At 73.2% G+C, this 16410-nt stretch carries 16 protein-coding genes and 7 tRNA genes; 10 read left to right on the top strand and 13 right to left on the bottom strand.

What is annotated here, in order from left to right; genetic code table 11:
* Positions 1-7: 7 nt before the first annotated feature.
* Both GGE06_RS32485 and GGE06_RS32480 read right to left on the bottom strand, forming a co-directional pair.
* Positions 8-82, bottom strand: a tRNA-Val gene (locus tag GGE06_RS32485).
* Between the two features lie 54 nt (positions 83-136).
* Positions 137-559: a TIGR02611 family protein gene (locus GGE06_RS32480; protein ID WP_116161972.1), complete on the bottom strand. Its 423-nt coding sequence runs from the start codon at positions 557-559 to the stop codon at positions 137-139.
* Positions 560-748: 189 nt separating this feature from the next.
* Between GGE06_RS32480 and GGE06_RS32475 the strand changes: the two genes are divergently transcribed.
* Complete coding sequence (locus GGE06_RS32475) at positions 749-1162, top strand: SsgA family sporulation/cell division regulator (RefSeq protein WP_015032345.1); 414 nt, start codon at positions 749-751, stop codon at positions 1160-1162.
* A gap of 191 nt (positions 1163-1353) precedes the next feature.
* Entirely contained in the window at positions 1354-1911 is a 558-nt protein-coding gene (locus GGE06_RS32470; protein ID WP_116161971.1) for a CGNR zinc finger domain-containing protein, read from the top strand.
* 17 nt (positions 1912-1928) lie between these two features.
* Here GGE06_RS32470 and GGE06_RS32465 read toward each other — a convergent pair whose 3' ends face one another.
* Positions 1929-2093, bottom strand: coding sequence for a hypothetical protein (locus GGE06_RS32465; protein WP_177181792.1), 165 nt, complete (start codon positions 2091-2093; stop codon positions 1929-1931).
* A gap of 122 nt (positions 2094-2215) precedes the next feature.
* Positions 2216-2629, bottom strand: coding sequence for a hypothetical protein (locus GGE06_RS32460; protein ID WP_116161970.1), 414 nt, complete (start codon positions 2627-2629; stop codon positions 2216-2218).
* Between the two features lie 149 nt (positions 2630-2778).
* Here GGE06_RS32460 and GGE06_RS32455 point away from each other — a divergent pair, with 149 nt between their 5' ends.
* On the top strand, positions 2779-3294 hold the full coding sequence (locus GGE06_RS32455) for a DsbA family protein (protein ID WP_116161969.1): 516 nt from the start codon (positions 2779-2781) through the stop codon (positions 3292-3294).
* A 10-nt stretch (positions 3295-3304) separates the two neighbouring features.
* Here the strand turns inward: GGE06_RS32455 and GGE06_RS32450 are convergent, their stop codons facing one another.
* From GGE06_RS32450 to GGE06_RS32440, 3 genes are read right to left on the bottom strand one after another with little or no spacing between them, the layout of a single operon-like run.
* The gene (locus GGE06_RS32450) at positions 3305-4144 is read right to left on the bottom strand and encodes a GNAT family N-acetyltransferase (protein WP_184932536.1); all 840 of its coding nucleotides are present in this window, start codon (positions 4142-4144) and stop codon (positions 3305-3307) included.
* Positions 4145-4202: 58 nt separating this feature from the next.
* Positions 4203-5033: an aminotransferase class IV gene (locus GGE06_RS32445; protein ID WP_184932480.1), complete on the bottom strand. Its 831-nt coding sequence runs from the start codon at positions 5031-5033 to the stop codon at positions 4203-4205.
* The gene (locus tag GGE06_RS32440) at positions 5030-6112 is read right to left on the bottom strand and encodes a chorismate-binding protein (protein ID WP_116161967.1); all 1083 of its coding nucleotides are present in this window, start codon (positions 6110-6112) and stop codon (positions 5030-5032) included. Before GGE06_RS32440 ends, GGE06_RS32445 begins: the two co-directional genes overlap by 4 nt.
* Positions 6113-6359: 247 nt before the next feature.
* Between GGE06_RS32440 and GGE06_RS32435 the strand changes: the two genes are divergently transcribed.
* The 6 genes from GGE06_RS32435 (at position 6360) to GGE06_RS32410 (ending at position 6930) form a co-directional block, all read left to right on the top strand.
* Positions 6360-6432, top strand: a tRNA-Gly gene (locus tag GGE06_RS32435).
* Between the two features lie 39 nt (positions 6433-6471).
* A tRNA-Cys gene (locus tag GGE06_RS32430) sits at positions 6472-6545 on the top strand.
* Between the two features lies 1 nt (position 6546).
* Positions 6547-6618: transfer RNA gene (locus GGE06_RS32425), tRNA-Val, on the top strand.
* Positions 6619-6652: 34 nt separating this feature from the next.
* Positions 6653-6727 (top strand) — tRNA-Val (locus GGE06_RS32420).
* 27 nt (positions 6728-6754) lie between these two features.
* Positions 6755-6826: transfer RNA gene (locus GGE06_RS32415), tRNA-Val, on the top strand.
* A 29-nt stretch (positions 6827-6855) separates the two neighbouring features.
* Positions 6856-6930 (top strand) — tRNA-Val (locus GGE06_RS32410).
* Positions 6931-6983: 53 nt separating this feature from the next.
* Here GGE06_RS32410 and GGE06_RS32405 read toward each other — a convergent pair.
* The 3 genes from GGE06_RS32405 to GGE06_RS32395 form a co-directional block, all read right to left on the bottom strand.
* Complete coding sequence (locus tag GGE06_RS32405) at positions 6984-7277, bottom strand: TFIIB-type zinc ribbon-containing protein (RefSeq protein WP_116161966.1); 294 nt, start codon at positions 7275-7277, stop codon at positions 6984-6986.
* Between the two features lie 67 nt (positions 7278-7344).
* Entirely contained in the window at positions 7345-8292 is a 948-nt protein-coding gene (locus GGE06_RS32400; protein WP_184932535.1) for a phosphotransferase family protein, read from the bottom strand.
* Positions 8293-8498: 206 nt separating this feature from the next.
* The gene (locus tag GGE06_RS32395; RefSeq protein ID WP_181924680.1) at positions 8499-8666 is read right to left on the bottom strand and encodes a hypothetical protein; all 168 of its coding nucleotides are present in this window, start codon (positions 8664-8666) and stop codon (positions 8499-8501) included.
* Between the two features lie 507 nt (positions 8667-9173).
* On the opposite strand from GGE06_RS32395, the gene GGE06_RS32390 reads away from it, so the two are divergent.
* Complete coding sequence (locus GGE06_RS32390) at positions 9174-10358, top strand: serine/threonine-protein kinase (protein ID WP_116161964.1); 1185 nt, start codon at positions 9174-9176, stop codon at positions 10356-10358.
* A 3-nt stretch (positions 10359-10361) separates the two neighbouring features.
* Here GGE06_RS32390 and GGE06_RS32385 read toward each other — a convergent pair whose 3' ends face one another.
* The 3 genes from GGE06_RS32385 to cobT form a co-directional block, all read right to left on the bottom strand.
* Positions 10362-11180 carry a TrmH family RNA methyltransferase gene (locus GGE06_RS32385; RefSeq protein ID WP_116161963.1) on the bottom strand — a complete coding sequence of 273 codons (819 nt, stop codon included), beginning with the start codon at positions 11178-11180 and terminating at the stop codon, positions 10362-10364.
* 64 nt (positions 11181-11244) lie between these two features.
* On the bottom strand, positions 11245-12477 hold the full coding sequence (gene cobA, locus GGE06_RS32380) for a uroporphyrinogen-III C-methyltransferase (RefSeq protein WP_116161962.1): 1233 nt from the start codon (positions 12475-12477) through the stop codon (positions 11245-11247).
* Positions 12478-12779: 302 nt separating this feature from the next.
* Positions 12780-16175 carry a nicotinate-nucleotide--dimethylbenzimidazole phosphoribosyltransferase gene (cobT, locus tag GGE06_RS32375; protein ID WP_184932479.1) on the bottom strand — a complete coding sequence of 1132 codons (3396 nt, stop codon included), beginning with the start codon at positions 16173-16175 and terminating at the stop codon, positions 12780-12782.
* Positions 16176-16410: the final 235 nt, after the last annotated feature.

Raw genomic sequence — 16410 nt, 5'->3', positions numbered from 1 at the left:
GGCCGGGTGGTGGGCGATACTGGGATCGAACCAGTGACCCCTTCGGTGTGAACGAAGTGCTCTCCCGCTGAGCTAATCGCCCCGGCGCACCGCAAACATTACCGCATGTCAGCGGTGCTTCCGAACCACCGGAAGGTCACTCGTCGATCTTCCAGGGCATGACGAAGCCGAACTTCCAGAAGTAGACGGCGAGCAGCGCGGCGACGATCACCAGACCGATGGTGGTGAGGATGATGTTCCGGCGGCGGACCTTGGGGTCGAGGGCGCGCTGGGCGGCCTCCGTGACCTTGCGCTTGGTCCAGCGGAGCACGAGCTGCGCCCAGACGAACTCGGTCGCCCAGATCGCCATGCCTCCGAAGATGACCAGCCAGCCGGGCCCCGGGAGCGGAAGCATCACCACTCCGGCGCCGACCACGGCGAGTCCCACGATGAAGACACCGACCTGCCAGCTCAGGTGCAGGCCTCGCCGGGACTTGATGAACTCCGGTGCGCGGGATCCCAGTCCGGCTTCCTGGCCGTCCGCGGATTCCCCGGTGCGCTCGTCACTCTCCGCATTCATGCCCCCAACCTACCGGACCGGGAGCCCCCACCGGAATGGCGGTATTACCGCAGGTCACACGCACCCGTTCGAGCTACCTGAACGATCACAAAACCGACAGAGGGGTTTACAACGGCACCGGAGGTGGCATGTCGATTTCGCCGACGTGCGAATCCCCGAGCGCACACTGAGCGAAAGGCCCTGGCGCTTATGAACACCACGGTCAGCTGCGAGCTGCACCTGCGCCTCGTTGTGTCGAGCGAGTCCTCACTGCCTGTACCCGCGGGCCTGCGGTATGACACGGCCGATCCGTATGCCGTGCACGCCACCTTCCACACCGGAGCCGAGGAGACGGTCGAATGGGTGTTCGCCCGCGACCTTCTCGCCGAGGGGCTGCACCGGCCCACCGGCACGGGCGACGTCCGTGTCTGGCCGTCCCGTAGCCACGGTCAGGGAGTCGTCTGCATCGCGTTGAGCTCCCCCGAGGGGGAAGCCCTGCTCGAGGCCCCGGCGAGGGCCCTGGAGTCGTTCCTGAAGAGGACCGACGCCGCCGTGCCACCGGGCACCGAGCACCGGCACTTCGACCTCGATACGGAGCTCTCCCACATCCTGGCCGACAGCTGAGCCAGGCCGAGAGCCGCACGGCGCCGTCCGACTCGGGGAGACGGCGCCGCGCGGACAGTCACATAGGCACGAGATCCGGCGCTCCCACCGCGCAGCCGGCGCGGTGGAGGGCGCCGGTGTCGTTTTCCGGGGCGCGCTAAAGTACCCGCCATTCCGCGGGCACCCGCACGCGGCCGGCAAGGGAGCGAATCGTGCTGATCCCCCACGACACCCGGATCGCCCTCGACACCGTCGTCGATCTGATGAACACCGCGCCCCAGGGCGAGCGCGCCGACGAGCTCGCGGACCTCCCGGAGCTCCACGACTTCCTGCGCGCGCACGAGGTCAGCGGCGTGGGCGACCTCGGCCCCGACGACCTGCGCGCCGTGCGCGAGGTGCGCGAGAAGTTCGCGGCGGTCTTCTCCGCCCCCGAGGCCCGGATCGCGGCCCCCCTGATCAACCAGCTGGTGGCGGGCGCGGGCACCACCCCGCAGCTCACCGACCACGACGGCTACGACTGGCACGTGCACTACTTCGCGCCGGGCGCCTCGGTCGCGGACCACCTCGCGGCCGACTGCGGCATGGCCCTCGCCTTCATCGTCGTGGCGGGCGAGCAGGAGCGGCTGCGGCGCTGCGAGGCCCCGGACTGCGGCCGGGCCTTCGTGGACCTCTCGCGCAACCGCTCGCGCCGGTACTGCGACAGCCGCACCTGCGGCAACCGTCTGCACGTGGCCGCGTACCGGGCGCGCCGCAAGGAGGCCGCGGGCTGACGGGCCCGCCCCGGGCGTCAGAGCACGAAGAGGTCGTGCACCGCGGCCATGAGGAGCAGACAGCCGATCACCCCGAGGAAGATCATCAGCGGTGGCTGGGAGAGCGCGAACAGGCAGCCGCGCGGCTCTTCGGCAGGGGCGTCGGTGGCGGCGGGTACGGGCTCCCGCGAGGTATCCAGCATCTCGGGGGGATGATGGCGCACCCCGCACCCGGCGAATCCCGCAACACGCCCCACCGCGGGGGCCGTTCACCCCTTCCCGTGGATCACGGAACGAGGACGGACACCGGAACCGCCAGAAGTGATCAGATTCCGTGCTTCTTCAGAATCGCCTCGATGTCGCTGAAGTCCTCACCGGCGGGCTGGGCGGCCTTCGGCTTCGACGTCACGGCCCGCGAGGGCGCCGACGCGGCCGGGGCCACGGCTCTCTGCCCGGCTCCCCCGGCGGCCACCTCACGCCCGGCCCGGCGCCGCTCCACGGCCCGGGTGGACATGAAGAGCAGCCAGGCGACGCCGAGCACGCCGAAGCCGGCCCAGGCCACCGGACTGAAGGCCGTGTCGACGAGCCACTCGACCGCGCCCGTCATCACCAGGCCGAGCGGCACCAGGGAGTAGGCCGCGATGCGGGCGGCGGACAGGAACTTCTTCCGGTACGCCGTAATCGCGGCGATGCCCAGGCCCGCCGCGGACACCGCGGAACAGATGGTCTCGGCGAGCATGCGATCCTCCAGGTGCCGGGCGATACGTCCCTTCCATCCTGCACCGCCGGGCCCGCCCGGGGCCATGTCCCGAGCCCCGTCTCAGGGAGATCTCCGGGTCCCCCCGGCCGGGATCTCCTCCCCAGGGACCAGTGAGGGAGACTGCTGCCATGAACGAGTCCACCACCGCACCCGCCTCCCCCGTCGTCCTGGAGGCGTGGTTCGACCTCCAGTGCCCCGACTGCTTCCAGGCCCTCGACGACGTCCGCGCGCTGCGTGACAAGTACGGCGACCGGCTCGACGTACAGCTGCGCCACTTCCCGCTGGCCAAGCACAAGCACGCGTACGCCGCCGCCCAGGCCGCCGAGGAGGCCTTCGAGCAGGGCAAGGGCTGGCCGTACACGGAGGCGCTGCTCGCCAGGACCGCCGAGCTCGGCGAGCGCGGCGAGCCGGTCCTCCTGGAGGTGGCCGCCGGACTCGGCCTGGACGCCGAGGAGTTCGACACCGCCCTGATCGACGGCCGGCACCTGCTGACGGTGGACGCCGACGAGGCCGAGGGCAAGGCGATCAAGGTCACCGGCACCCCGACCTACGTCATCGGCGGCGAGCGCCTCGACGGCGGCCAGAGCCAGGAGGGCCTGCGGGAGCGGATCGAGACGATCGCCGACCGCCTCCTGGGCGCCTAGTCGGGCCCGGTCAGAGCAGCGGCTTGGCGCTGTTGACGAGCACCGTGCGGTAGCCGAGCGACTCGTAGAGCCGGATCGCCGGGGTGTTGCCCGCGAACACGTGCAGTTCGATGAGGCGCTCCCCGGCCTCCAGCGCGTTCTGCTCGGCGAGCAGCATCAGCGCCCGGCCGTAGCCCTTGCCGCGCTCCCCCTCGACGACCTCGACCTCGAAGACGAAGCCCGTCGCCTTCCCGGGCTCGCGCTCGAGACGCCCCACCCACAGATAGCCGACGACCTGCCCGTCGCGCACGCCCACGCTGATGGTGACGCCGGGGGTCGCGAGGCCCTGCGGGAGGAAGCGGCGGTTGCTGTCCTCGGCCTTGGCGAGCGCCTGCTCCTCCGGGACGCCCCGGTCGATCCAGCTCTGCGCGAAGGCGGCCCGGGACTTCGCCGACCACGCGTCGAACTCCTCCTGGGTCGCCGGCCGGTGCTCGAAGCCCTCCGGGAGGCGCGGCGGCTCGGCCGGAAGCTCCTTGAGCATGTTCCGGCTGCGCTCGGTGTACCCGAGCGAGCGGGCCATCCGCAGCGCGGCCTCCGCCTCCGCCGGCACCGAGATCTGCACCTCGCCGCAGCCCCAGCCGCGCAGCACCTCCTCCGAGGCGAGCGCCGCCACCGTGCCCCGGCCCCGGCCCCGGTCGGGCTCGTCGACCAGGAGGCGGTCGATCAGGCCGGAGGCCTCGCCGAAGGCCTGATCGGTGGCGAGGTGGACGGAGCCGACCCGGCGGCTGTTCACGCAGATGTCGAAGGTGCGGGAACGGCCGCCGTCGGCGGACTGCTGAAGCGGCTCGGTCGGCCGCAGGGTGGTGGTCATCATGGGTGTTCTACCCATCCGGCCCCCGCCCGTCATCCGGATTTACGCGAGTCCGGATCTACGCGAGCCGCGGATCCCGGTCCGCGGCCGCCCGCTCGTCGAAGATCCGCATCGCCTTGGCGGTGACGGGGCCGGGCGCGTCCGCGGGCTCACGCCCGTCGACCCGGTGCACGGCCTGGACGTCGCGCAGGGTCGAGGTCAGGAAGATCTCGTCGGCGCTCTCGAGGACCTCGAACGGCAGGTCGGCCTCCTCCGCGCCGGTCCACTCCACGGCCAGGGCCCGGGTGATGCCCGCGAGGCAGCCGGAGGAGACGGGCGGGGTGAGGATCCGGCCGCCGACCACGACGAAGACGTTGGAGCCGGTGCCCTCGCAGAGCTGCCCCACGGTGTTGGCGAAGAGCGCCTCGGAGGCCCCCTCCTCGCGCGCCCTGGCCAGGGCGACGACGTTCTCGGCGTACGAGGTGGTCTTGAGACCGGTGAGGGCGCCGCGCTCGTTGCGCGTCCAGGGGACGGTGATCACGGCGGTGGAGTCGGGGCGGCGGCCGGTCTCGCCGAGGGCGACGACCAGGCTCGTACCCGCGTCGCCGCGCTCCGAGCCGAGCGGGGAGAGACCGCCGGTGTACGTGATGCGGAGCCGGCCGAGCTCCATCGGGTTCGCCTCGATGACGGCCGCGCAGGCGCGGCGAACCTCGTCGAGGTCGGGGTCGGGCAGGCCGAGGCCCCGGGCGGAGCGGGTGAGGCGCTCCAGGTGGAGGGTGAGAGCAAACGTTTCGCCATGCTCCGCCTTGACCGTCTCGAAGATGCCGTCGCCGACGGTCAGTCCGTGGTCCAGTACGGAGACCCGGGCGGTCTCCGCGTCGTGCAGCCCGCCGTTGACCCAGAGTTTCATCGAGAAGTGGCCTTTCCGCTCGCCTCGGAGACGTCCGCGCCCGGGGCGCCTGACTCATAGGCGCCTGACGCTATCGCGACGAGCCGGGCCGCCTTCAGTTCGGTCTCCTCCCACTCGCGCTCCGGGTCGGAGCCCCAGGTGATCCCGGCACCCGTGCCGAAGCGGAGCACGCCCTCGGGGCGGTCGATCCAGAAGGTGCGGATGCCCACGGCCAGCTCACCGGTGCCCGCGTCGGCGTCCACCCAGCCGATGCCTCCGCAGTACGGCCCCCGGGGCGCGGTCTCGAGGGCCTCGATGATCCGCAGCGCGCTGGACTTGGGCGCGCCGGTGACGGAGCCGGGCGGGAAGGTGGCGGCGAGCAGCTCGGGCCAGCCGGCGTCCTCGCGGAGGAGTCCGGTGACCGTGGACACCAGGTGGACGAGGCCGGGGTGCTCCTCGATCGCGCAGAGTTCGGGGACGGCGACGCTGCCGGTCTCGCTGACGCGGCCCAGGTCGTTGCGGACCAGGTCGACGATCATCACGTTCTCCGCGTGGTCCTTGGGCAGGAGGTCGGCGGCGGTGCGGCCGGTGCCCTTGATGGGGCCGGAGGAGATCAGGGCCCCTTCCCTGCGCAGGTACAGCTCGGGGGACGCGGTGGCGATCTCCACGCCGTGGGCGGGCAGGCGAATCGTTCCGGCGTACGGGGCGGGGTTGCCCCGGGCGAGCAGCGCGGTGAGGGCGTCGACGTCGGCACCGGCCGGGTCCGGCAGCGGCGCGGTCAGCACCCGGCAGAGGTTCGCCTGGTAGACCTCGCCGCGCGCGATGTGCTCGCGCACGCGCCGTACGCCCGCGGTGTACGCGGTGCGGTCGAGCGAGGACGTCCAGTCACCGGCGGCGGGTCCGCGCCAGGCGCCCGGGACGGGCGCGGGGACCGGGGCGGGCCGGACGTCCCCGAAGCGCGCGCAGGTGAGGCGCCCTTCGAAGTCCGCGCAGACGGCCCAGAAGCCTGCGGAGTCGAGTGCCTCGGGATCGTGGGTGACGTCCCGGAGGTCGGTCGCGACGAGGCCGCCGAAGCGGGCCAGAGGAGCAAGGTCGTGCACGCATCGAGTCTAGGTCGGGTGGGAGGGAGCACGGGGTCGTGCGGGATGCGGGGTGGGAGGGGGCGGGGCCTGCTGTCGTCCCGGGGGCACGGTGGGTGAACAGCGTTCCAACCCTTCGGGAGGCTCGGCCGGGCGCGGCGAAGGGCCCGCAGGTCAGCACGCTGCGGAAACGCGTTTTTGTACTGGCCCAGGAATCCGCTAGAGTTCAACACGTCGCCGGGACGCGCAAGCGGAACGGAAACGACAAGCGGACGTGGCTCAGTTGGTAGAGCATCACCTTGCCAAGGTGAGGGTCGCGAGTTCGAATCTCGTCGTCCGCTCGATGTGGGGGATCTTCCCGAACCCCCGTATTCACTCCTGGTGGAGTGGCCGAGAGGCGAGGCAACGGCCTGCAAAGCCGTCTACACGGGTTCAAATCCCGTCTCCACCTCCAAGGACGATTAGCTCAGCGGGAGAGCGCTTCCCTGACACGGAAGAGGTCACTGGTTCAATCCCAGTATCGTCCACTGGATCTTCGGATCCTGGATCCCCGGATCCCCCGCGCGATTAGCTCAGCGGGAGAGCGCTTCCCTGACACGGAAGAGGTCACTGGTTCAATCCCAGTATCGCGCACCACATTTCACGCACCCCTCGGGTGCGCCCGCGCGATTAGCTCAGCGGGAGAGCGCTTCCCTGACACGGAAGAGGTCACTGGTTCAATCCCAGTATCGCGCACGCAGTACAGGCACCCCTCGGGTGTACCCGCGCGATTAGCTCAGCGGGAGAGCGCTTCCCTGACACGGAAGAGGTCACTGGTTCAATCCCAGTATCGCGCACCATACGAAGGAGCCCCCGGCCGCAGCTCGCGGCCGGGGGCTTCTTCGTTCCCCGGTCAGGAGGAGAAGAGCATCCGCCCGAAGCCGCCCTTGCGGTAGTGGCCGCCGTGGTGACCACCGTGGTGGCCGCCGTGGTGCGGGGCGCCCCAGGCGGGCGCGGCGGGGGCGGGCTGCGCCGGGTAGGCCGGCGGGGCGGGCGGGGCCTGCTGGACCCACTGGGACTCCAGGCGGGTCAGGGCCTCCAGCTCGCCGTAGTCCAGGAATATGCCCCGGCAACCGCTGCACTGCTCGATCTGGACACCGTTGCGGTTGTACGTGTGCATGGCCGCATGGCACTTGGGACACTGCATGCTCGGCTCAACTCCCTGACATTGCCGTTCGAATGGTGGCTTCACCTTACGTGGACGCCGAAAGTGCCTACCCGGTTCGATGTCCGGCGATGCGGGCACAGGTGTCGATCATCACCTCCTCGACCTCGTCGAGCGGCCGGCTCTCGGCCGTGGACTTCGCGAGGGCCAGCGCGGCGGTCTGGACCGTCAGCGCCCGTGCCGGGACGTCGAGTCGGGCCCATGGATCGCCGTCCACGGCCGGGCCTCCCGCCTCCTGGTACGCGCCGAGGAACCGCGTCCAGATCTCCGGCGGCAGGATGCCGGCGGCGAACCAGGCGGCGGGCCGGGACAGGTCCCAGGCGGGGTCGCCGAGGCCGAGGTCGTCGATGTCGATGAGCCGCCAGGGCCCCGCCACGGCGCCGTGGCGGGGGGCGCGGACCAGCTGGCCCAGGTGGAAGTCGCCGTGGCACAGCAGCCGGCGCGCCGTCGCGGGGGCGTCCGCGACCGTCCGCCAGGCGTCCAGGACGGTGGCGGCCGCCGGGTGGTCCGGGGCCGTGCGGCGCATCCGCTCCACGGCGAGGGCCACCTTCACGGGGGCCCTCATGTCCGGGAGCCGGTCGGCGCAGCCGGGCGGGGGCGGGGTGCGGTGCAGCAGGGCGAGGAGCCGTGCCGCCTCCTCCCACGGTGCTGCGTCGGGGTCCTCCGGGTCGACGGGCGGCCCGTACGGCCAGACCGTGACCGGGCGGCCGTCCGGCACCTCGGTGCCGGGCCGCGGCGCGGGCAGTCGCAGGGGCGGCACGAAGACGCCGGCGACGTCCTGGTGTCCGGCCAGCGCGAGCCGTACGCGATGGGCCTCGGGGTCGGTCCCGGGCGCGTGCGCCTTGGCGACGAGATCCCCGTGCCGTACGACCGTCCCGTCGTCCCGGTCGGCCAGCACGCCGACGACACCGCCGTCGCAGCCGCAGGGCTCGCCCGTCGGATGCGCGGCGGTACGGGCCAGGGCGGCGAGGCGGTGGAGGGGTGAGGTGGAACGCATCGGGGGTGTCGGGGGTGCTGGGGCCACCCGTGGAGCGTACGGGGTGTGCTCGGCCGCGTCGGCCGGATCGCCTTCCGGGAACGCGCGAGGGCCGGTCAGCTCCCCAGCTGACCGGCCCCACGCTGCCGTCCGCCGCACCCCCGTCCCCACGGGGCTGATGGCCGGATGTCCCGACCCGGGCCGCTCTCCCGGGTCCGGGGCGCCTCTCAGCGCCCCAGCATCACGCCCACGGACGACGCCTGTGTGACCACTGCCTCCCAGCCGCCGAAGACGACCACGAGCAGGGCCGCGAGAGGGAGGACCATGGCGGTGGCCACCAGGGGGTGACGGCGGCCGGAGGGCCGGGCGGTCGTCCGCGGTGCCGTGTAAGCCATGGTTCCTCTCCTGTCGTGTCTGCGAGCGGCGGGTGCGTGACCTCGGGGGACGAGTGCTGGCACCCGCCGCTTGACCTCAACAGTAGGGAGCCGGAAGGTCCGGGACGTCATGCCCGCGTACCGACTTCCGGGCCTCCCGGAGGATGACGCCCGCCCGTGCGGCGTACTCCCCTGGGTGGAGACGGGGGTCCGGAACCCGGGGTCTTCCCGGAGGGGCCGGTGCGCAAGAGTGACATCGGTCACTTCCCCGGGTGCCGGGGGTGCGGCCCGGTGCGCCGGCCGGCCGCCGAGGGGCCGGGAGGCGCCCTCCGGGGTGTCCCGCTGTGCTCACGTCCGCACGTCAAGTGGGTTTCCCCGAGGGGAGGTTGGCGACCGATGCCGTGACCGCCGGTCCCCCGGTGTCCCCCTCAGCACTGACAATCGATCCCGGTGCGAGGGCGCGGCCTATGAGCGCCTACGGGCGCCACTACGTAAGCTGTGCCACGTCGAACGGACGAGGGGACGGACATGGCGATGATGCGGCTCCGGCGCGAGGATCCGCGGATCGTCGGGTCGTTCCGGCTCCACCGCAGGCTGGGGGCCGGCGGAATGGGCGTCGTGTACCTGGGGTCCGACCGGCGCGGCCAGCGGGTGGCGCTGAAGGTGATCCGGCCCGACCTCGCCGAGGACCAGGAGTTCCGCTCGCGGTTCGCCCGCGAGGTGTCGGCGGCCCGGCGCATCCGCGGCGGCTGCACCGCACGTCTCGTCGCCGCCGATCTGGAGGCCGACCGCCCCTGGTTCGCCACCCAGTACGTGCCCGGCCCCTCGCTGCACGACCGGGTCGCCGAGGAGGGCGGGCTGCGCGCCGCCGACGTGGCCTCCATCGGGGCGGCGCTCTCGGAGGGCCTCGTCGCCGTCCACGAGGCCGGGGTCGTCCACCGTGACCTCAAGCCCTCGAACATCCTGCTGTCCCCCAAGGGCCCCCGCATCATCGACTTCGGCATCGCCTGGGCCACCGGGGCCAGCACCCTGACCCATGTCGGCACGGCCGTCGGCTCGCCCGGCTTCCTCGCGCCCGAGCAGGTGCGCGGCGCGGCCGTCACCCCCGCCACCGACGTCTTCTCGCTCGGCGCCACCCTCGCGTACGCGTCGATGGCCGACTCCCCCTTCGGGCACGGCAGTTCCGAGGTCATGCTCTACCGGGTCGTGCACGAGGAGCCCCAGCTCCACGGGGTGCCGGACGCCCTCGCGCCGCTGATCCGGGCCTGCCTCGCGAAGGACCCCGAGGACCGGCCCAGCACGCTCCAGCTGTCGATGCGGCTCAAGGAGATCGCGGCGCGCGAGGCCCAGGGGCTGCCGGTCTCCCGGCCGCCGGTGCAGCGCGAGCGCGCCGAGGAGCGGAGCACCGTCCGGCCCACCGAGCGGTACACCGAGCGGGACGTGCCCGGTCGTGGCGCGGAGCGGGGCGGCGAGCGGGGTACGGAGCGGGGGCAGCGTGGGACCGGGGCCGCGTCGCGGCCCTCGGCCGGGCCCCGGACCGGTGGTTCGCGTGGGCCTCAGTCCCGTCCCGGGACCCGGCCCGGCGCCCGTTCCACCTCTACGGGGCGCCGGCCCGCCAATCCCCGGCTGCTGCGGCAGCGGCTCTTCGTCTTCGTGGTCGTGACGCTCATCGTGGCCCTCGGGATCGCCGCCGCCCAGGCCCTTCAGAGCTGAGGCTCAGGCCTCCGGGCGGCCCGTCGCCACCGCGTAGAACGCGACGGCCGCCGCCGCGCCCACGTTCAGCGAGTCGACGCCGTGGGCCATGGGGATGCGGACCCACTCGTCGGCGGCGCGCAGGGCCTGCGTGGACAGGCCGTCGCCCTCCGCTCCGAGCATCAGCGCCACCCGGTCCAGGCGGTGCGGGGCGGCCTCGTCGATCGAGGTCGCCTTCTCCGCCGGGGTGAGGGCGAGGAGCTTGAAGCCCGCCTCCCGTACCGTCTCCAGGCCCCGGGGCCAGCTCTCCAGACGGGCGTACGGGACGGAGAACACCGCCCCCATCGAGACCTTCACCGAGCGCCGGTACAGCGGGTCCGCGCAGTCCGGGGACAGCAGGACCGCGTCCATGCCGAGCGCGGCGGCGCTGCGGAAGATGGCTCCGATGTTGGTGTGGTCGTTGACCGACTCCATGATCACCACGCGGCGGGCGCCGGCGAGGAGTTCACCGGCCTCCGGGAGCGGCTTGCGCTGCATCGAGGCCAGCGCGCCCCGGTGCACGTGATAGCCGGTCACGCGCTCGGCGAGCTCCGGCTGGATCGCGTACACCGGCGCCGGGACCTCGTCGATGACGTCGCGCATGACGTCCACCCACTTGGCGGAGAGCAGCATCGACCGCATCTCGTACCCGGCCTGCCTGGCCCGGCGGATGACCTTCTCGCCCTCCGCGATGAACAGGCCCTCGGCCGGCTCGCGCCTGCGGCGCAGCTCGACGTCGGTCAGGCCGGTGTAGTCGCGCAGGCGCGGGTCGTCGGGGTCGTCGATCGTGATGAGTTCGGCCACGAGGTGATACTGCCTTGTCCGGGGTGTGGTGCCAATGTGTGCGACGGGGTTCCGTTACCCCGGGTTACTTCGTGAGCTTGTCCGGCCCCTCCGCGACCACCGGGCCGATGACGATGACAGCCGGGGGACGCACCTCCTCCGCCTGGACGACGTCGGCGACCGTGGCGAGGGTGGCGTCCACGCGGCGCTGGGTCGCCGTGGTGCCCTCCTGGACGAGGGCGAGGGGGGTGTCGGGGGACTTGCCGTGGGCGATCAGCGCCTCGGCGATCTTGCCGATCTTGTCGACGCCCATGAGGATGACCAGCGTGCCCGTGAGCTTCGCCAGCGACGCCCAGTCGACCAGCGAGCGCGGGTCGTCGGGGGCCACGTGGCCGCTGACCACCGTGAACTCGTGCGCCACCCCGCGGTGCGTCACCGGGATGCCGACCGCGCCCGGGACCGAGATCGAGCTGGAGATGCCCGGGACCACCGTGCACGCGATGCCCTCGGCCGCCAGCGCCTGGGCCTCCTCCATGCCCCGGCCGAAGACGAACGGGTCGCCGCCCTTCAGGCGCACGACGGACTTGCCCTGCTTCGCGTGCTCGATGAGCGCGTTGTTGATGGCCTCCTGGGCCATGAAGCGGCCGTACGGGATCTTCGCCGCGTCGATCACCTCGACGTGCGGCGGCAGTTCGTCCAGGAGGTCGCGGGGGCCCAGCCGGTCCGCGATCACCACGTCCGCCTCCGCGAGCAGCCGGCGGCCGCGGACCGTGATCAGGTCCGGGTCGCCGGGGCCGCCGCCGACCAGGGCCACGAAGGGCGTGCGGTCGCGGTGCGCGGGGGCGGCGAGGGAGCCGTCGCGGAGTCCCTCGACGATCGCGTCGCGTACGGCCGCCGAGCGGCGGGGGTCGTGGCCCGTGAGGACGGCCACCGTGACGCCCGCGTCCCGGCCCGTCGCCGGAGTCCAGGCCGTCGCCGCCTCCGCGTCGTCCGCTCGGACGCACCAGGTCCTGGTTCGCTCGGCCTCTGCCGAGGCTGCCGCGTTGGCGGTCGGGTCCGTCGTTGCCACCAGGGCGTACCAGGCGTCCGCCAGGTCGCCCTCCTCGTACCGGCGCTTGATCCAGGTGATCTCGCCCGTCTCCGCCATCACGTCCACGGACGGGGTCGCGGACGGGGAGATCAGCGTGACGTCGGCGCCCGCGGCGATCAGCGCCGGCAGTCGACGCTGGGCCACCTGGCCGCCGCCGAGGACGACGACGCGGCGTCCCGCGAGGCGCAGCCCCACGGGGTAGGCGGGGTGCTCGGTGTTCTCTGCCATAGGTGAGCGGCTCCTCGGAGAGCGTGCGGTGCGGGCGAGGGTGCCGCTGCTGCGGTGGAGCGGCTCTGCACGGTCACGATAGCGGTGACGTGCGGGTTGCTGGGTGTGACGGATGTCCCCCGGCCGGTGGGCGGGCGCATGGGGGACGCTCCGGAACCGGGTTCGGGACTGCATGATCTACGGCGCCTGCGGGATCCTGAAAGCTTCAGGCCCTTACGCGCCACACATCACGCTTTACGTCCCGAACCCGGTTCCTGCGCGTCCCCCACTCCCGTGGATGGGTCGGGGGACGCGCCGGTGTGCTACTTCTCGGTGACTCCCGCCGAGTCGAACGTGGCCACCTCGTGCATCGCCCGGGCCGCGCTCTGCACCAGGGGAAGCGCCAGAAGCGCGCCCGTGCCTTCGCCGAGGCGGAGGTCCAGGTCGACCAGCGGGCGCAGGCCCAGCTTGTTCAGGGCCGCCACGTGGCCCGGCTCGGCGCTGCGGTGGCCCGCGATGCACGCCGCGAGGGACTCGGGGGCGATGGCGCGGGCGACCAGGGCCGCCGCGCCCGTGGAGACGCCGTCCAGGATGACCGGGGTACGGAGCGAGGCCGCGCCCAGGATCAGGCCCACGAGGGCCGCGTGCTCCAGGCCGCCGACCGCCGACAGGACGCCGATCGGGTCCGCCGGGTCCGGCTTGTGCAGGTCCAGCGCGCGCCGGACCACGTCCACCTTGCGGGCGTGCGTCTCGTCGTTGATGCCCGTGCCCCGGCCCGTGACCTCGGCGGCGTCCACGCCCGTGTAGACCGAGATCAGTGCCGCCGACGCGGTCGTGTTGGCAATGCCCATCTCACCCGTGAGCAGGGCCTTGTTGCCCGCCGCCACGAGGTCTCGGGCCGTTTCGATGCCCACCTCGATCGCGGCCAGCACCTCTTCGCGGGTCATCGCGAGGCCCGTGGTGAAGTCGTCCGTGCCCGGGCGGACCTTGCGGGGGAGGAGACCGGGTGTCGCCGGGAGTTCCGACTTCACGCCCACGTCGATGACGCAGACCTCCGCCCCGACCTGGTTCGCGAAGGCGTTGCAGACCGCTCCCCCGCCCAGGAAGTTGGCCACCATCTGGCCCGTGACCTCCTGCGGCCACGGGGTCACGCCCTGGGCGTGGACACCGTGGTCTCCCGCGAAGATCGCGACCGCCGCCGGCTCCGGGATCGGGGGCGGGCAGACGCGGGACAGGCCCGAGAGCTGTGCGGAGATGATCTCCAGCATGCCCAGCGCCCCGGCGGGCTTGGTCATGCGCTTCTGTCGCTCCCACGCCTCGCCGAGCGCCTTGGCGTCCAGCGGACGGATGTTCGCCACCGTCTCCTGGAGGAGGTCGTGCGGTTCCTCGCCCGGCAGCGCACGGCGGCCGTACGTCTCCTCGTGGACGACCCAGGCCAGCGGACGGCGCTTCGACCAGCCCGCCTGCATCAGCTCGGGCTCCTCCGGGAACTCGTCCACGTAACCCACGCAGAGGTACGCGACCACTTCCAGGTGCTCGGGAAGGCCGAGCGCGCGGACCATCTCGCGCTCGTCGAAGAAGCTGACCCAGCCGACGCCGAGGCCCTCGGCGCGGGCCGCGAGCCAGAGGTTCTCGACGGCGAGCGCCGAGGAGTACGGGGCCATCTGCGGCTGCGTGTAACGGCCGAGCGTGTGGCGGCCGCCCCGGGTGGGGTCGGCGGTCACGACGATGTTCACCGGGGTGTCGAGGATGGCCTCGATCTTCAGTTCCTTGAACTGCTTCGCCCGGGCCTTCGGCAGCGACTTCGCGTACGCCTCGCGCTGACGCTGCGCCAGCTCGTGCATCGTCTGCCGGGTCTCCGCCGAGCGGATGACGACGAAGTCCCAGGGCTGCGAGTGACCGACGCTGGGTGCGGTGTGGGCCGCTTCGAGGACGCGGAGGAGCACCTCGTGAGGGATCGGGTCGCTGCGGAAGCCGTTGCGGATGTCTCGGCGCTCGCGCATCACACGGAGGACGGCCTCGCGCTCGGCGTCGTCGTAGCCGGGGGCCGGGGAGTCGGGGCGCGCCACCTGCTCCAGCTCCGGCTCCGCCTCCTGCTCCAGCTCCTGCTGCTGCTCCTGCTGCTGCTCCTGCTGCTCTTCGGCAGTGGCTTCGGTGGCTTCGGCTTCGGTGGCCGGGGCCTCGGTTGCCGGTGCCTCGATCGCCGGGGCTTCGGCGGTCGGGGCTTCCTCTGCCGGGGCTTCCACTGCCGGCTGGGCCTCGGTGTCGGCCTGCGCCTCGGTCGGTGCGACCTCGACGACCGGTACCGCCTCGGCCGCTACGGGGATCTCCTCGACCACGGCCTCGACCGCTGCGGGCTGCTCGACGGCGGGCTCCGCGAGCGCTTCCGCCACCGGCTCCGCGACGGCCTCCACCGGGGCCTCGGGAGCGGGCTCCTCCTGGACCTCGGCGGCCTGGGCGAGCTCCTCGACGACGGGCTGCTGGGCCTGGACCGGCTCCTCCACGGGCTGCGCCGGCTCGGCCGGGGCCTCGGCGACGGGCTCGGCCGGCTGCGGCTCGGGCTCCTGGGCCGGGACGATCACCTCGGCGGCGGGCTCGGCCTCGCGGGGCGCGGGGACCACGGCCTGGGGCTCGGGGGCCTCCTCCGGGGTCTCCGGGGCGGCGGTCTCCACGACCTCGGCCGGGACCTCCGCCACGGGAGTCACGGGAGCCGCAGGAGCCACGGGCGCCTCGGCCGGGGCGGGCTGCTCCGCGATCGGCGCCTGCTCGGCGAGCGGGGGCACCTCGGCCGCCGGGATCGGGGCCAGGTGCGGGGTCGTCGGGACGGAGCCCTCGACCTGGACGAACTGGGCCGTCTGCGGGACGACCGTTTCTGCGGGTGCCTGCGGCGCGGCCGGCTCCTGCGGCTGCGCGACCCACGGCTCGGCGCCCTGCGGGGCGAGCTGCTGGTCCTGCGCGATCTCGAAGTACTCGGGGCCGGTGGTCGGCGGGCCCGGGTTCCGCACCGGCATCGGGGCGGGGGCCGTGGCCACGACCGGCTCGGGGGCCGGCACGGGCTGCGGGGCCGGCGCGGGCGCGGCGGCCGGGCCGCGGTCGGCGAGGGAGAGCACGACGCCGCCGGTGGCGTCGGGCACCGGCGGGCCCATGTGCAGCGGGCGGCGGGCCGGCTGCGGGGTCGGGGCCGGAGCGGGCGGGGGCACGCGGACGCCGCCGAGGTCGACGGAGCCGGTGTCGCGGCCCGCCGCCTCGTGGGCGCCGGTGTCGAGGATGCCCGGCTCGTAGCCGTGGTCGGTGACCACGGGGACGCCGTGCGCCGGGGTGCCGAGCGGCACGCCCTGCGGCGGGGTCTGGCCCTGCGGGGCCGTCAGCACGTCGGCGAGCGCGACGCCGTCGGGGAGCGGGCCCGTGAGCGGGTCCGGCAGGGGGTCGGTGAGCGGGTCGCCCATCGGGACCTGCGGCGCCGGAACGCCGGCCTGCGGCACCCCCTGCGGCGGAAGGACGGGGGCCGGTACGGCGACCGGCGGCGCGGGCACGACGCCCGGCGGGTGCTCGCTCCAGGCGCCCTGGGCTCCCGGCATCAGCAGGATGTCGTCGTCATCGGCGGTGTGACCGGAGGGGTCCAGGAAGGTGTACGCGTCCGGAGCGGGGATGCCCGGCTGCTCGACCATGCCTGCGTTCTCCGGCAGCCCCTCGCCCGGGACCTGGCCGGTGTCCGTCATGCGTACCCCTCGCCCATCGCTTGTTCTCCTTCAGACCTGCGCCCGTCGACAAGAACGAGCGCGCGCGCCGCGCGGCACGAAGCACGCGCTGACATCCACACATTGTCGCGGCCTTCGGCCATCGTGGCAGGGAGATCTGCCACGGTGCGCTGTGGACTGCGCCACGTCGCGCGGTCCCCCCTTGTCGCGTACCACATCAGCGGCACAAAGCGGCCACCAATTCGGGACATTGACG

It is taken from the genome of Streptomyces nymphaeiformis (genome assembly GCF_014203895.1).
In the GTDB taxonomy this organism is placed as follows: Bacteria; Actinomycetota; Actinomycetes; order Streptomycetales; family Streptomycetaceae; genus Streptomyces; species Streptomyces nymphaeiformis.
This window is presented reverse-complemented; position numbering and strand designations above follow the sequence as displayed.